This window comes from Kitasatospora sp. NPDC051984 (assembly GCF_044593455.1).
In the GTDB taxonomy this organism is placed as follows: domain Bacteria; phylum Actinomycetota; class Actinomycetes; order Streptomycetales; family Streptomycetaceae; genus Kitasatospora.
This window is the reverse complement of the sequence record NZ_JBIUCB010000003.1, coordinates 91,192-105,845: the sequence shown is the minus strand read 5'-3', so window position 1 is coordinate 105,845 and position 14,654 is coordinate 91,192. Positions and strand designations below refer to the sequence as shown.

General features: G+C 72.4%; 15 protein-coding genes, 1 tRNA gene and 1 riboswitch. Of the genes, 2 read left to right on the top strand and 14 right to left on the bottom strand.

Annotation, left to right across the window (positions count from 1 at the left end; genetic code table 11):
* Window positions 1-6: 6 nt before the first annotated feature.
* A complete protein-coding gene (locus tag ACIHEI_RS07060) occupies window positions 7-1,365 on the bottom strand; it encodes a purine-cytosine permease family protein (protein WP_387639503.1) in 1,359 nt (452 codons plus the stop codon).
* A riboswitch (TPP riboswitch) is annotated at window positions 1,356-1,507 on the bottom strand. (Overlaps the previous gene by 10 nt.)
* Before the next feature lie 241 nt (window positions 1,508-1,748).
* Here ACIHEI_RS07060 and ACIHEI_RS07055 point away from each other — a divergent pair.
* Together ACIHEI_RS07055 and ACIHEI_RS07050 are read left to right on the top strand one after the other, a co-directional pair.
* Window positions 1,749-3,491, top strand: a complete 1,743-nt coding sequence (locus ACIHEI_RS07055) for a S1C family serine protease (RefSeq protein WP_396605957.1) — start codon at window positions 1,749-1,751, stop codon at window positions 3,489-3,491.
* 58 nt (window positions 3,492-3,549) lie between these two features.
* Window positions 3,550-3,635, top strand: a tRNA-Ser gene (locus ACIHEI_RS07050).
* A gap of 103 nt (window positions 3,636-3,738) precedes the next feature.
* On the opposite strand, the gene ACIHEI_RS07045 is transcribed toward ACIHEI_RS07050, so the two are convergent.
* From ACIHEI_RS07045 to ACIHEI_RS06985, 13 genes are all read right to left on the bottom strand, one after another.
* Window positions 3,739-5,151 carry a tyrosine-type recombinase/integrase gene (locus ACIHEI_RS07045; protein WP_396605956.1) on the bottom strand — a complete coding sequence of 471 codons (1,413 nt, stop codon included), beginning with the start codon at window positions 5,149-5,151 and terminating at the stop codon, window positions 3,739-3,741.
* A 55-nt stretch (window positions 5,152-5,206) separates the two neighbouring features.
* Window positions 5,207-5,401, bottom strand: coding sequence for a helix-turn-helix transcriptional regulator (locus ACIHEI_RS07040; RefSeq protein WP_396605955.1), 195 nt, complete (start codon window positions 5,399-5,401; stop codon window positions 5,207-5,209).
* Window positions 5,402-5,571: 170 nt separating this feature from the next.
* Window positions 5,572-6,825: a DUF3631 domain-containing protein gene (locus tag ACIHEI_RS07035; RefSeq protein WP_396605954.1), complete on the bottom strand. Its 1,254-nt coding sequence runs from the start codon at window positions 6,823-6,825 to the stop codon at window positions 5,572-5,574.
* 78 nt (window positions 6,826-6,903) lie between these two features.
* Window positions 6,904-7,791 (bottom strand): bifunctional DNA primase/polymerase, encoded by an 888-nt coding sequence (locus ACIHEI_RS07030; protein ID WP_396605953.1) that lies wholly within the window; start codon window positions 7,789-7,791, stop codon window positions 6,904-6,906.
* A 54-nt stretch (window positions 7,792-7,845) separates the two neighbouring features.
* Entirely contained in the window at window positions 7,846-8,202 is a 357-nt protein-coding gene (locus ACIHEI_RS07025) for a hypothetical protein (protein WP_396605952.1), read from the bottom strand.
* The gene (locus ACIHEI_RS07020) at window positions 8,199-8,789 is read right to left on the bottom strand and encodes a hypothetical protein (protein WP_396605951.1); all 591 of its coding nucleotides are present in this window, start codon (window positions 8,787-8,789) and stop codon (window positions 8,199-8,201) included. Before ACIHEI_RS07020 ends, ACIHEI_RS07025 begins: the two co-directional genes overlap by 4 nt.
* A gap of 180 nt (window positions 8,790-8,969) precedes the next feature.
* Window positions 8,970-9,242, bottom strand: coding sequence for a hypothetical protein (locus ACIHEI_RS07015; RefSeq protein WP_396605950.1), 273 nt, complete (start codon window positions 9,240-9,242; stop codon window positions 8,970-8,972).
* 13 nt (window positions 9,243-9,255) lie between these two features.
* Window positions 9,256-9,675: a hypothetical protein gene (locus ACIHEI_RS07010; RefSeq protein WP_396605949.1), complete on the bottom strand. Its 420-nt coding sequence runs from the start codon at window positions 9,673-9,675 to the stop codon at window positions 9,256-9,258.
* Between the two features lie 22 nt (window positions 9,676-9,697).
* Window positions 9,698-9,889, bottom strand: a complete 192-nt coding sequence (locus ACIHEI_RS07005) for a hypothetical protein (RefSeq protein WP_396605948.1) — start codon at window positions 9,887-9,889, stop codon at window positions 9,698-9,700.
* 51 nt (window positions 9,890-9,940) lie between these two features.
* Window positions 9,941-11,317, bottom strand: a complete 1,377-nt coding sequence (locus tag ACIHEI_RS07000) for a transfer protein (RefSeq protein WP_396605947.1) — start codon at window positions 11,315-11,317, stop codon at window positions 9,941-9,943.
* Window positions 11,314-12,147 carry a hypothetical protein gene (locus tag ACIHEI_RS06995; RefSeq protein WP_396605946.1) on the bottom strand — a complete coding sequence of 278 codons (834 nt, stop codon included), beginning with the start codon at window positions 12,145-12,147 and terminating at the stop codon, window positions 11,314-11,316. The genes ACIHEI_RS07000 and ACIHEI_RS06995 overlap by 4 nt, the downstream gene beginning before the upstream one ends.
* An 83-nt stretch (window positions 12,148-12,230) precedes the next feature.
* The gene (locus ACIHEI_RS06990) at window positions 12,231-12,725 is read right to left on the bottom strand and encodes a hypothetical protein (protein ID WP_396605945.1); all 495 of its coding nucleotides are present in this window, start codon (window positions 12,723-12,725) and stop codon (window positions 12,231-12,233) included.
* An 11-nt stretch (window positions 12,726-12,736) separates the two neighbouring features.
* Window positions 12,737-14,068: a hypothetical protein gene (locus ACIHEI_RS06985; protein WP_396605944.1), complete on the bottom strand. Its 1,332-nt coding sequence runs from the start codon at window positions 14,066-14,068 to the stop codon at window positions 12,737-12,739.
* Between the last annotated feature and the right edge of the window lie 586 nt (window positions 14,069-14,654).

The following is a 14,654-nucleotide window of genomic DNA, read 5'->3' as shown; positions in this document are numbered from 1 at the left end:
GCGGCGTCAGCCCTTGCGGCGTTCCACGGCCGCCACCGCGCCGGTCGCCAGCGCAGCCACCAGGAACGAGAACAGCGAGGCCGAGCTCCACGCCTGCGGGGTGAAGTGCACGGCCTCCTGCGCCTGCGTCCACAGGTCCGTCCACCAGCCGGCCACCGCGGTCGGCGCCAGGAACTGGTACACCGCGAAGCCCAGCGCCCACGGCGCCAGCATCACCCAGCGCGCCGGGGCGTCCTGGGTCAGGTTCCAGCCGCGCCGGCCGGCCCCGAGGAAGTAGTCCACCGCCAGCACCGCGAACAGCGGCACGAACACCGACCCGATCAGGCCGAGGAACGCGTAGTACGAGTCGGTGAACTCCTTGATGCGCAGCGCCAGTACCGTCACCAGCACGCCGATGCCGCCGGTCAGCACCCGCCGGTCCACCTTCGGCCACAGGTTGTGGATCGACATCGCCGTCGAGTACACGTTCGCGAACGACTGGTCCGACTCGCGCAGCACCAGCACCAGCAGGAACGCCCAGCCCGCGGCCACGCCGGTGAACGAGCCGAGGATCTTCTCCGGGTCGCCGCCGGACTGCAGCAGCGCCACCACGCCCAGCACGTAGCACCACACCTGGGCCACCGTGTAGCCGGAGAACGTCCCCCAGAACGCGCTCGCCGAGGTGCGCGCGTGCCGGGTGTAGTCGGCGGCCAGCGGGACGAACGAGATCGACACCGCGATCACCGCGTCCGTCGCCGACAGGAAGCCGTCCCAGTTGCCCGCACCCGGGTCCGGGAAGCCCAGCCGGGCGAACTGCACCGTGAAGTACACCATCGCCACACCGACCGCGACGGCCACGTACTTGCGCAGCACCGCGATCGCGCCCAGCGGCCAGATCGTCAGCACCGTCGTCAGCACGCCCGCCAGCAGCACGAACAGCCAGCGCCAGCCCTCGGTGCCGGCCACCGTCTGGGCACCCCAGGCGATCACCGTCAGCTCGTACACGCCCCAGCCGACGCACTGCAGGATGTTCAGCACCGTCGGCACGTACGACAGCCGGGTGCCGAACAGGCCGCGCAGCACCGCCATGGCCGGCGCGCCCGTGCGGGCGCCCACCAGCGCCGCCACCGCGAGCATCGCGGTGCCGATCGCGGTACCCGCCACGATCGCCGTCACGGCCGCGGTGAAGCCCAGCTCGTGGCCCTGCTTGCCCAGCACCGTCGCGGCGCTGGTGAACCCGATCAGGCTCACCCCGAGGTTCGCCCACAGCGCGAACAGCGCCCGGAAATCCAGCGTCCGCGGCGGCGCCGTGTCGAGGGTCAGCGGGGCCTCGGCCCGCGCGGCCGTCTCAAGATCGGAAATTGGGGCAGACGGAACAGCCGTCATGGCCGATACTCCCTACGCCGGCATTACCCGGACAGGTTCCGGCGGTCAGCGCCCCCTCGACCGGGGTGGCGACACCGCCATGCCCTACGGTCGATCCGGCGCACTCTCAGCCTGGCTGGTCCAAGCTCCCGCGACGTTCTTCGGTTTACAGGAGCGACAGGCTAGCCTCCGGGTGGGAGAACGCCAAGGCCGGGGGGAACGGCGTCCGCATCGCGGGACCACTGATGTCCATGTCAGCGAGGCCTAAGGCTTCTCATGATTTCTTCAGGGGCCCGCTTACGGTGTCCGAATCCGGCATAGGAAAAACTGTGCCCCGAGGCTGTGGCCGCGCCGACCGAGCGACGGACCGCAGCCCAAGGTTCTGTCAGCGATGGAGGTCGTCCGTGAGCACCGAGCACGCGAGTGGTACCACCCCGCCGGAGAAGGCCCCCGAGGCCACCGGCACCGAGGCGGCCGCCGCCACCGCCGGAACGCCCGCGCCCGCTCCCTCCTACCTCGACGCCCCGCCGCCGGTGCTGCCGGCGGCCCCGGCGGCGCCCGCGCCCGCCGCGCCGGTGTCCGACCAGACCATGCAGCTCGGGAAGGTCCCCGCCGCGCCGGCGGCCCCGCCGGTGGCTCCGGCTCCGGCTCCGGCTCCGGTGGACGCGCCGCCGCCGTTCCAGAACCCGTACGGCAGCGTCAGCGAGCCGGCCAGCCCCTACACGCCGACCACCGTCGCCCCGGCCGTGCCGCCGCACGCCCAGGAGGCACCGGCCAACCCCTACGCGTCGGCCCCCGATGCCCAGCCCGTGGCGGCCAACCCGTTCGCGCCGACCGCGGTCGCCCACGACCCGCAGGGCACCCCGGGCGTCCCTGGCGTCCCCGGCGAAGGGCAGCACCCGTTCGGCGCCGGTCACCCGGTGGGCGGCTGGGGCCACCCGGCCGGCGGTCCGGGCGGCGTCGGCGGGCCGGGCGAGCCGGGTGCGCCGTGGGGCGGCCCGCAGCCCGCTCCGGGCGGCGGCTCCGGCAAGAGCAAGCGCGGCGGCCTGGTCGCGCTGGTCGCGGCGGTCGCCCTGGTGGCCGGCCTGGCCGGTGGCGCGATCGGCGCGAGCGTCTCCGGCGGGAACGGCGACAGCGGCACCAAGCACACCAGCACCACCGTCAGCGTCGGCAACGCCCACCAGACCCTGGACCGGGCCCCCGAGTCCGTCGCCGGGATCGCCGCCAAGGCGCTGCCGTCCACCGTCACCATCAAGGCCTCGAACTCCAGCGAGTCCGGCACCGGCACCGGGTTCGTCTTCGACACCGAGGGCCACATCCTGACCAACAATCACGTGGTCGCGCCCGCCGCCAAGGGCGGCAAGCTCTCCGTCAAGTTCTCCGACGGGTCCTCGTACACCGCGTCCGTGGTCGGCCGCGCCGAGGGCTACGACGTCGCGGTGATCCGCCTCGACAACCCGCCCAAGGACAAGCTCGTCCCGCTGCCGCTCGGCGACTCCGACAAGGTCGCCATCGGTGACTCCACCATCGCCATCGGCGCGCCCTACGGCCTCGAAGGCACCGTCACCACCGGCATCATCTCCGCCAAGGACCGCCCGGTCGCCTCCGGCGACGAGACCGGCGCCAACTCCTCGTACATGAACGCCCTGCAGACCGACGCGTCGATCAACCCCGGCAACTCCGGCGGCCCGCTGCTCGACGGCTCCGGCTCGGTCATCGGCATCAACTCGGCGATCCAGTCGAACACCAGCGGCTCCGGCCGGGCCGGCTCCATCGGCCTCGGCTTCGCCATCCCGATCAACCAGGCCAAGTGGGTCGCCCAGACCCTGATCAAGGACGGCACCCCCGTCTACGCGATCCTCGGCGTCCTGCGCAACGACGACTACCGCGGCGACGGCGCCCAGATCGCCACCGCCCCCGTCCGCGACACCCCCGCCGTCACCCCCGGCGGCCCCGCCGACCAGGCCGGCCTGAAGGCCGGCGACGTCATCACCAAGCTCGGCGGCATCTCCATCGACAGCGGCCCGACCCTGGTCAGCGAGATCTGGACGCACAAGCCCGGCGAGAAGGTCGAGGTCGAGTACACCCGCGACGGCAAGGCCGCCAAGACCACCGTCACCCTCGGCGAACGCAAGGGCGACAACTGACCCCTCCACCACGGAGTGCACCGAACCCGCCCCGACCCGTTAGGCTGGCCTCCGCCGAGGAGGGTTGCCCGAGCGGCCTAAGGGAACAGTCTTGAAAACTGTCGTGGCCTCTGGTCACCGTGGGTTCAAATCCCACACCCTCCGCGCTGGTGGGTAAAGCCACAGCTCAGGGCGGGTGCTGACGTCGAGTCAGTGCCCGCCCTGAGTCATTCCGTGTCGGGCTGTCCCGCCTCTGTGCCGGGTCCGGTCACTGTTCGTGGGCCAGCTGTGGGCCGGATCCGGGCCCGTACTCGGCGTCAAGGAACTTCTCGATCAGCCCGTTGGCCTGGTCCCGGCGGCCGTTGAGCACCTTGGCGTAGAAGTGGAACAGCACCGCCACGCTATGGCCGGCGCGATAGGCCACCTCCGTCGGGTCGACCCCGGCGGCGATCCAGCCCGAGACGCAGGTGGCCCGCAGCTTGCCCGGCGTCTCGGCCAGCGGGGTGTCCAGCTGGTGTGGCGGCAGGACCAGCTCCCGTGCCTCCTTCCATACGTCCGAGTACTCCTTGGTGGACACCAGCCCGCCGGTCGCGGACTGGAAGAGCCGCCCGTCCAGCCCGAGCCCGAACTCCTCGACGTGCGCGCGGAGCCGCTGCACGTAGATCGGCGGAATGGGTACCGTCCGGGTGGAGTTCCGGGCCCGGTGCTTCAACCCGCGCTCCTCGTAGGTCTTGCCGTCGTCCGTCCACCGGGACCCGACCCGCGGCGAACTCTTCGCCAGCACGGCCGACCCCCAGCCCTCGGCCGGCAGGTGGCAGTCCTCCTTTCGCAGGTTCACCGCCTCCGAGGGGCGGGTGGCGATCCAGTTGGTCGCGCCATACAGCGTCGACATGTGCCGCCCGCGCGGGCCGAGCGTGGCGGTGGCGTCAACCAGCTCCCGCGCCTGGTGGGGGCCCGGGACGTAGCGCCAATCGATCTCGGAGTCGGTCTCCGGGGGTGACCAGTCGATGAAGGTCAGCGGGTTGGCGGTGAAGAACTTCCGCTCCACCGCGTAGCGCAGGGCGCCACTGAACGTGGAGTACTTCCGGCGGATCGTGTTGTCCGCAGCCCGGGTGCCGTCGAGCTTCAACGTGATGGCGGTGAGCGCCTCCCGGATCACGTCCGACTCGTCCAACTGGGAGATGGGCACCGACCGTTCGGCGATCCATTCCAACGCCGCGACGATCTCGGGCGGCGGATCGCCCTTCTGTGGCGAGAAGTTGAACGCCCAGCAGCTCAACGCCCGCCGCAGCACGCGGGCCGACGGGCCACCGCGCGGATCCGTGACCAGCGCGGGCGTGAGCGTCGCGAGGCCGTCGGCTCGCGCCGAGCGCTCCTTGGCGGAGTCGTCGGGCCACTTCATCGAGACGTGCTTCACCGCGTGGCCGAACCAGGTTTCCTCCGCCGGCGCTTCCTTCTCCCGCAGCTTCTCCAGCTCGGAGACCGGGAGGCCGGTCTCCTCGTCGAACTGCTCGCCGTCCTTCATCGCCGTTTTCAGCTGGGCCAATCGGCCGGTGGCCAGCGTCTTCGTGACATAGCTCTTGGAGTGGGGTACCGATCCGACCTTCCACCGGAGTTCGAACGGGCGCCGACGCCCCTCGCGTTTGCGGATCGTGTAGAGCCGGACGTCATAGGTCAGCAAGGAGTGCTCCTGAGCGGGGCCCCGGCACCCCAGGGCCCCGCGAGTTGAAGGGATGTCAGGCTGCGGTGCTCTGCTCCTGGGCGCGCCACCAGGCGTCGAGGTCGGAACGACGCACCCGGATCTGACCGTTCGGCAGTTTCAGGACCTGCGGGCCGTGGCCGCGGGCAACCATGCGGTAGAAGGCAGAGCGCGACATGTCGAGCTCTTCGAGGACTGCGGCGAGTTTGAGCTTCTCGTCCAGGTTGGGCATGTACGGCTCCTCAGTCAGGGATCTTGGGCTTTCGCCTTCTTCTCTCTGGGATCCGTTACTGCCGTTACTTCCGTTACCGCGCAGGTCAGAGGCGTGATCGCGGTAACGGATTCGGTAGCGGTAACGGATTGCTGCCGTTTCCGGCGGGCTGGCCGGAGCGGCGCGGGGATCTACGGCGCAGTGGAGGCCGTGGTGACGGGTGACGGATCGGTATCCGTTACCGCCGTCGTATCCGTTACCGGGAACAGGGCCCTGACCTGCGCGGTAACGGAAGTAACGGCAGTAACGGATTCCTGGGACGGGAGCGGGCAGTAGCGGTTCCAGGCGTCGGCAAGGTCGGCGGCGTAGTAGCCCTTGGCGCCGGACTTGGGGCCGGTCTTGATGGTGCGGGGCTTGATGGGGTCGTTGTCGGCGGTGACGTAGTCGCCGAGCATGCGGGCGAGGGCGCGGGCGGTGATGGGCTTGCCGTCGAGGTCGGCCCAGGGGGCGTCGTCCAGTTCGGTGAGCTTGCTGAGGAGGTCGGCGCTGAGCATCCGTTCCGCACCGGCGAAGATGTCGCGCAGGTCGGTGAGGAGGCGGATGCCGACGGAGCCCTTGTCGTTTGCCTTGGCGGCGTTGACGAGCTGGACGCAGGCGGCGCGGGCGCGGGCGGGCCAGTGGCCGCCGGCGGCGTCGGCGACGGCGAGCAGGGGTTCCCACACGTCGGCGGGGCGGTCGCTGATGCCCTCGGGGAGTTCGGGCCAGACGTCGTTGAGCTTGTCACGGACGGAGTCGGCCCAGGCGGCGAGGCGCTTGCGCAGGGCGTGGCCTTCGGCGGCGTGGATGCGCTCGCGGAAGGGTTCGGTCTTCTCGTTGGGGGCGCGGCGGCGCATCCGGATGATGACGGAGCGGCTCATGATGGTGTCGGGGAGATCGCCGAGTCCGCCCATGGCGAGGGCGGCGTAGACGGGGAACGGTTGCACGGTCTGGACGTTGCCGTCGCCGACGCAGCGCAGGACGACGCCGGAGCGGCGGTGGCCGGAGTTGATGAGTCCGCGCAGGTCCTCGTTGCCGGCGGCCTTGGGCCCGAAGGTGGTGTCGATCTCGTCGAACAGCACGGTGGGTCGGGCCTCGGGGTCGCAGACGGAGCGGAACAGCGCGGCCGGGGACACGTCGGTGGTGAGGATCGGGCGGGGCGTGAGCGTCTCGATGATCTCCAGCGCGCGGGTCTTGCCGGATCCGGGCTCAGGGCTCAGGAACGCGATGCGGGGCGTGGACTCGAAGCAGTCCAGCAGGTGGGCGTGGGCGTCCCACAGGACCACGGCGACGTAGGCGGCCTCGCTGGGGAAGACGTTGAAGCGGCGGTGGTGGGCTTCGACGGCGTCGAGGAGGGCGGCGCCGTCCTCGAGCTCGGGGGCGGTGCGCGGCGGGGCGTGTTCGGTCATGGGTGTTCTCCTGGTTCTCGCATCGACGGGTCGCCGGGCCTAACTGGCTTGGTTGGCAAGCGAGTTACCTGCTGCCGGTCAGGTGGCGGCGTCGAAGCCGCGGGTGACGGCGCGTGCGGCGTAGTCGTCGGGGACGCCGACGGAGGTGGCGGCGGCGATGAGGTGGGCGGCGATGGTGTCGAGGCCGCAGGGGCCGGGGCACTGGGTGTGCTGTTTGGCGAGGAAGCGGGCGACGCCGTAGGTCTGGGATCCGGCGCCGCTCTCGACGTGGGCGCGGATCTTGGCGAGGCCCTTGGTGAGGCCGTCGGTGATGTAGCGCTCGGTGTGGCGGCAGCCGGTGGCGACGTGCCGCGACCACGGGGTGGGGGTGGAAGAGGCCAACCGCGCCCTGTTCGGCGACGGGTTGGCCTCTTCGTTCCGGACCACGAGGGCGCGGACCGCGTCGGTGAGGCGGGTCATGGTGCCGGTGCCGGGACCGAGCCAACGGGCGTACTGCATCATGGATTTGACGTCCACGCCGGGCCGGACGGCGTTCGAGGAGGGCATGGTGCCGAGGTAGATCCAGTGCTCGCCGCGCGTGGTCGCCACGGTGCGGGTGGCGGGCATGTGCTGCCGGGCCCATGCGACCGCGTCGGCGTTGTCGAGGTCGAGGACGGTCAGGCCCGCGCCGCCGGGGTGGTAGGCGACGGCGCGGGCCTCGCGCCAGGCGTCGAGCCAGGGGCGGCTGAGGATGACCCGCTGGTCGGTGGTGGCGGCGGCCCATGCGTGGCACGGCCTCGGGCACTGGCACGGGCCGGGGTTGCGCATGTTCGGCCGGCCGCCGCACCGGGAGCGGGTCGGGCTGATCTTCTCGCAGGCGGGGCAGTTGCCGAGGGGGCCCTTGCCCTCGCGCAGCGGCAGCACCGGCACGCCGGTGGCGGCGAGTTGGAGGGCGTCGGCAATCAGGTGGTGCATGGGGTGGGGCATCCGGGTCCTTTCGGAGCACCGGCCCGCCGACGTCACCGGCGGGCCGGTGGCGGGTCAGATGTCGAAGAGGGCGTCCGGCGCGGGCGGGTCGGCGGCCCGGGCGGTCCTGCGCGCGGCGGTGAGCGCGGCGTCGTGGCAGGCGGGGCACCAGGCGGCGAGGGCCTGCTTGGGCAAGGCGGCGGTCCGGTGCGGGGACATCAGGAGGTTCGCCGGGTCGGCGGGGGCGACGAGGAGGCGGACAGTGCCGCCGCCGTGGTGCTGCTGGTAGCCGCCGTGCTCGCGCCCGCACCTACTGCCGGCCTTGGCGTGGGACTTCCCGCACGCGCCCCGGCACTGGCACCGGCCGGCTGCCGCGGCGATGGCGGCCTGCCACAGGTCCGCGCCGACGACCGGTGGGATCCGGGCGCTCACTGCCTGCCCTCGGTGAGGTCGTTGACGAGGTGGGTGTGCGTATTCGTCCAGATCACCAGCGCGGCGATCGCGTTCTTGGCCTGGGCGGTCATGTCGTAGCCCGGCACCGTGGCGGTCGGGGTGACGAGGATGCGGTTGGGGACGGGCAGCAGCAGGATGGCGGTGGTCAGCAGGGCGGGCCGGCCGGTGGGGCGGGGTTCGGTGAGGGCGGTGAAGCCGTCGGCGGTGGCCCACACGTCGCGCTGCCAGTCGGTGAGGCGGTGGTCGGGCTGGGCCGCGAGGTGGTGGTGGCGCAGGGGGACGTCGATGCGCACCGCGACCTGGTCCAGGTCCTCACCGTCCGGGACGAGGGTGATGGCGCGCAGGTCGGGGCGGTGGCGGACGTAGCCGGGGGACATGACCGGGCTGGTGGCGATCCGCCAGACCGCGAACGCGAAGTCCTGGGAGTTGAGCGGCTCGCCGTCGTCGTGGAGCCGGTGCGCGTTGCGGGCGAGGTAGGCGCCGAAGCGGGAGTGGCCGTCGGAAGCGGCGCGGCGGTCGGCGACGTCGTCGGCAATGGCGAGCGTGGAGCGCGTGAAGTCGGGCATGCTGTGTCCTGGTTCGTCTCGTACGGACCTAGGCCCCGCAACAGCCGTTCATCTGCCAGGATTCGGCGGCTGCTGCGGGGTTTTGTTGTTCCGGGGTCGGACTGTCCGTCCCCCGCACCGCCCAACAGCCGCCGTTGGGGCGGGTGTTGGGCGGCACGGCGATCGGCACAGGTAGGCCGGTCAGAACGGCGGTTCGTCGCTGTAGGAGGGGTCGGTCCAACCGAAGAGCCGACGGGCGGCCCAGCGCGGCAGGGGCAGCGCGCGCTCGGGGCGGTAGGGGTTCCAGCACCCGCACGGGATGTGGTCGGCGTCGGCGTACTCGCCGAACTCGTCGCAGTAGCCGTCGGTCTGGCCCCCTGCGCCGTGGCATTCGGGGCACTTGGGGTCGGGGGTGTCGGTCAGGACCAGCCGGGGCCGGTAGCCGGCCCGGTAGCGCAGTCGCAGGCGGGACATCAGGGTTCTCCGTTCAGCGGTTGCGGTTGGTGACGTTGACGTGGACGTTCACGGCCCCGCCGCGCCCGCCGCCCGAGCCGCTGCCGTTCTTCAGCAGCCAGACGAGGGCGAGGACGGCGGCGAGCAGGCCGAGTCCGGTCGTGGCGGCGGCGAGGGCCTGGAGGAGGAAGCTGAGGCCGATACCGCCGGCGCCGAGGGCGACGCCACCGGCGAGGAGGCGGGCGGGCCAGGGGTCGCGGCCGGGCACGTCCATCGGCTCGGGCAGGTAGGCGGTGAGCGTGGCGGGCCGGTGCTGGGCGGCGGGTGCGGGGAGCCCGGTGACGGGCTGGTAGAGGGCGAGGGGCGCCGGGGCGGGCGGGGCGGCGTAGTAGGGGGTGCCGTCGGGGCCGTAGGCCACCGGGGTGGGGGCTGCTGTTTGAAGGTGCGTGTGCATGGGCCGTTCTCCTTCTCTTGGGTCAGCGGAGGGAGCCGGCCGCAGCGGCGACGGTGGCGATGAGGTGGTCGATGGCGGTGTGGAGGCCGGTGGAGGCGAGGGCGTAGCCGAAGAGGGCGGCGGTGATGGCGGATCCGAGGCGCAGGTAGCCGTGGCGCAGGAGGAAGAAGAGGGTGACGCTGGCGGCGACGGCCAGCGAGATGGAGAAGATCACGGGGTGCTCCTGGTCTGGTCGGGCGGTGGGTGGTGGCGCGGGGAGGGCGGGTCAGCGGAGGTTGCTGAGGGCGTTGCGGATGCTGCCGAGCTTCACGGCCCGTCCGCCGTCGGCGTTGACGGCTTCCAGCAGGGCGTGGGCGTCCATGTCGCCGTCGGTGGCCTCCAGGGCGGCCTGGACGCGGTCAGCGAGGGTCAGCCGGGCGGCGCTGTGCGGGCGGCCCGGTCCGGACGGTGCGCTGCTGCGTGGGCGGCTGCCGCTCTCGTCGTCGGTTTCGGGCGGGGGGAACGCGGCGTTGTAGGCGTCGGCACCGTCGAGTTTGTCGAGGTAGGCGCGTCCGGCGGCGGGCCAGGACGCCTTTTCCAGGGCGGCGTGCGGGCCGTCGCCGTACAGGGCGAGCATCTCGGGGTCGAGGCCGTCGGTGGGGGTTTTGGAGCCAACGTTGAACGCCCGCATCCTGGCGCCGGGATAGGGGCCGGAGAGGTGGTAGCCGCTGCCCTGGGTGCCGGGACGGTCGTCGTCGGCCTCGGACTCGAACTGTGAGATGAGGCGGGTGGCTCCGGCCTTCTTCGGGATGGGGGCGAGCTTCTGGCCGGCGGGGAGGAGGCCGTCGGCGACGAGCTGCTGCATCATGCTGGAGGTCCACCGCAGGAGGAGGACTTCGCCCTCTTTGAGCATGGCGCGCATGGTGTCGGACCCGCCGAGTTCCTCCAGGTGTCCTGCCTGGGCGAACAGGCCGATGCCGATGCCGAGAGATCGGCCGGTTCGGCCGATGTCCTTGATGTAGAAGGTGGCTTGCTCCCGGTAAGGAGCGCCCTTCTCCAGCAGGCGGTTCGGCTCGTCGATGATCTGGTAGAGCAGCGGGTCGGGCCGGCCCATGAGGAACTTGGAGCGGCCCATCTTGGCGTAGCGGGCCTCGCGTTCGCGCATGATGGACCAGGTGGTGTGCAGCTGGGCCATGACGCCCTCTTGCGAGTACACCGGCCAGTCCACGTTTTCCCGTGCTTCCGGGGCGGACTGGCCCCCTTTCAGGTCGCCGTAGAACGTGGCGATCCCGGAGCGTTTCATCGCGGCCAGGATGATCTGGCCGAGCGTCGACTTTCCGGCGCCGGTGGTGCCGAATACCAGCAGGCGCTGGGCGGACCCGGAAACGGGGTCGTAGAGCTGGATCCAGACCCGGCGGCCGTTGTGGTGGACGCCGATCCAGATCCGGCCGCGGGCGTCCATGGCGAGTGCTTCGGGGCTGGGGAGTTGGACGTCGGCGAGCGGGTCGGTGGGGTAGACGGTGACCAGGGCCTGGCTTCCTCGGGCCTCGATCGCGAGGCGGGAGGGGTCGTCGATGCGCATGGCGTCGGCGAGGCGGGCCGGGTCGAACTTGATGATGTCGCCGGGCGGGGCCTCGACGGTGAACTCGTAGATGCGGCTCACGCGTCGACCTCCCGACCGGCGTCGGCGTCGACGATCCGGATGCCGGTGATCGTGGTGCCGGGCATGCCCTTGGGGGCGATGTTCTGTGCCCAGTGCGCGTACAGGTCGATGGCGTCCTGCGGCGTGCGGCCGACGGTGAGGCGGCGGACTCCGGCGCCGCGTCCGGACATCTTGGTGACGGTGATGTCTTCCTCGTCCCAGTCGAGCAGCGCGGACAGGCGGGTGGTGGAGATGGTGGGGACGGGCGTGCCGGGGTGGGTCGAGCGGATGACGGCGGTCATGGACTCGGGGCCGGTCACCTCGATGTGCTCCAGGACGGTGCCGGGGGCGACGCCGCCGTCGGCGGCGGCGTGCTCGGACCACCAGGCGGCCAGCGGGTGCCGGTCGGTGGCCGCTTCCAGCCCGGTCGGCGTGTCCTGCTGGGCCTGCTCGACGGCGTCCGGGGTGAGGGACCGTTCGCGGCCGGCGATGACGCGGGCCATGCGGGCGGGGCGGACGACCCACACGGTGACGGCCCAGGCGGCGTCGGCCGCCAGTTCCCACCAGTGGACGCCCGGGGTCAGGCGCTCGGTGACGAGCAGGATGGTGAGGGTGGCGCCCGGGGCGAGGTAGAGGGCGGCGGCGATGTCCCGGACATGGCCCTTGGGGAGGGTGACGGACCACAGGAGACCGTAGGCGCCCGCGACCGCCGCGCCGCCGGCTGTGACGGGGAGGAAGTCGGTGGTGAACGCGCCGGCCGCGAGGCCCAGGGCGCCGGCGATGGTGGCGGCGCGGCCGATGCGGCCGCGGGCGGTGGCAATGTGCCCGCGGATCGGGCCGAGGGACATCATCAGCGTGCTCTCCTTCACGTTCCGTGGCGGGGTGAAGGGGCGGCGGCGTCGCCAACGGGGCGGCACCGCCGCCCCGTTGAGGGTCAGCGGTTGCTGTAGAAAGTCCGCTCGGCCATGGCGACGGGCATGGCGTTGGCGGCCTCGGCGACCGACCCGTAGTCGGCCTCGTGCTCGGCGGCGGTCGCGTGGAACGAGGTGGACAGGTCGGCGAGGTCGGCGGCCATGGCCTCGGCCTCGGCCAGGACCGAGCGCATGAGGGTGGCGGCGTCGCGGTGTTCGGCGACGGTGTCGTCATCGACGGCCAGGGCGGCGGCCTGGTCGGCGAGGCGGTCCACCGAGACGGCGCACTTCTCGACGTACTTGTAGGCGTCGGTGACGATGTCGGACACCAGGGCCAGCTTCACGCCGGCCTCGATGAGCTGGGCGATGACGATGCCGTAGCGGACGGCCTCGGTCATGACCCGGCCGGCGGCGACGAACGCGGCCCCGACCCTGGAGGTGCTGCCCCCGTCGGTGGGCGCGGCGGACGTGGTGACCGGCTGACTGCTCGTCACCGGCTCGTTGGTGCTCTCGGACACGGACGTCCTCCCTACTCGTTGTGGTAGTCGCGCTCGGCGGGCGCGGTGTGACCGGCGTCGCGCACGGCGTCCGCCAGGCCCTTGTGGCGGTCGGCGGCGTTGTTGCCGGCGGCGATGATGGCCTCGGAAGCGGCCGGGATCTTCGCGGCGACCGCCTCCGCGCGGGCCTTGACCGTGCCCGCCTTCTCCATCAGGCGGACGACCGCGCCGGCCAGGATGCCGGGAACCTTCAGCTCCAGGATCTTGGCGTGGAGCCTCTCCAGGTGCTCCGTCAGCTCTTCGCAGTCGTTGGCGGCCTGCTTGGCCTCGGCGGCGCCCTGGAGGATCTCCTCGCCCATGTCGGCGTCCGCCTCGATGACGTCGTAGATCGTCAACTCGGCGTCGTTGTACTGCGTGCCGTGCGCGGCGCGCGGCAGGGGAATGCTCACGGGCTGTTCTCCAACGGGTTTCGGTGGCGGGCCGGGTGGCGGTGCGGTGGTGCCGGGACGCTGGTGTTCCGGGCGGTCCGGCGCGGGGGGCAGGGCCGCCTGTCCCCGGCCGATCGCGGCGGGCTGACGGGGGCCGCGCCGGTGGGGGCCGTCGTCGGCGCGCTCGACCGTGATCGTCTCGCCCTCGGTCCAGCCCCAGCCCGGCGGTGGGCCGAACCCGCCGTCCGCGCCTTGACTCGGTGGCGGGGTGGCTTCTTTAGCACGTCCGTTCCTGGCCCAGCGGTCCCACCAGTGCGCGTGCCGCCACCAGTGGTTGTGCTTGCGGTGACGCCGTTCACGGCTGGACCGGCCCTGCCCGGGGCGGCTGCGCCAGGGCCTCGCCCCGGTCGCGCCTCCCGGTGTCATCCGTCGGCGCTTGCGGGCGCGCTTCGGCGGCTTCACCCTGTCGCGCTTGGTGGAGCCACTGCCCGTCTTCGGACCGGACGCGGCGCCGACCGGGGCGTTGGCGGGGGCAGCGAGGCCGGTACCGGGAGTTGCGGCCGACTCCGCCTGGTCTTTCGACTCGGCGGAGTCGCCGTCGGCGTCGGGCTTGGTCCTGCGGCCGTTGAGGATCCGGTCGGCGGCCCGCGCCCGGAGTGCCGCGCGGATAGTGATCGGCGAGTCGGACGGGGTCTTGTGAGCGCCGGTCGGCTTCCACGAGCCGGTGGTGATCCGGTCGGCGACCCGGCGGCTGGCGGCTCCCCGGATCGTGTCCGCCCCGGGCGGGGTCCGCTCCGCCTTGGCCGGCTTCTCCCGGGGGCCGTGCTTGATGCGGTCGGCGATCCGGTGGCGGACCGCGCCCCGGACCGTGTCGGGTCCGGCCGGCTGGCGCGACAGGCGTCCGTCGGCCCGGCCCCGGAGGGCGGAAGAGGCCATCCCGCCGCCCGAGTAACCTCCGGCGGCGAGGCGGCTCGGGCGACCCGCCGCCCCTGAGGCTTCCAGGGCCCCTCTGCGGGCCTCTCGCACTCGCCCCGCCCCCACGCCCCCACTCGCACTTGACGGGGCGTCAGAGCGCCTGTGGGGTGCCTTCGCGGGTGTCGTGCCGCCAGGGGCGGCGGTGTGGTGGCGGAACGTCGGCGAGACGGACGGGTCGGTGCGGGCCGTGCCGTGCGGCTGCCGGTGCGCGCTCCGCCCGAATTCCGGGCCGGACTGGACGCGGCCCCGGGGTGAGGCGCCGAACAGCGCGCGGGAATCCACAGGCTGTGGAGTTCCGGAGTTGCCCGGTGACTTCCGCTGGCCCTCCACCGCTTTCTGGTGTTCGGCGCGGGATTTCAGGTGGGCGACGAAATGCGCGGCTCCCCGCAGAGCGGCCACAGTGATTCCGGCCATCATGACCGTGGACATCGCGGCCACGTTCACCAGGCTCCCGCTTTCGCCGGAAGGAACGCCCGGCTCGGCGGATTCGCTTTCGGAGGAAAGGGCGGGATTGTCGGGGATGAGCAGGGATGCGGGCGGTGCCAGG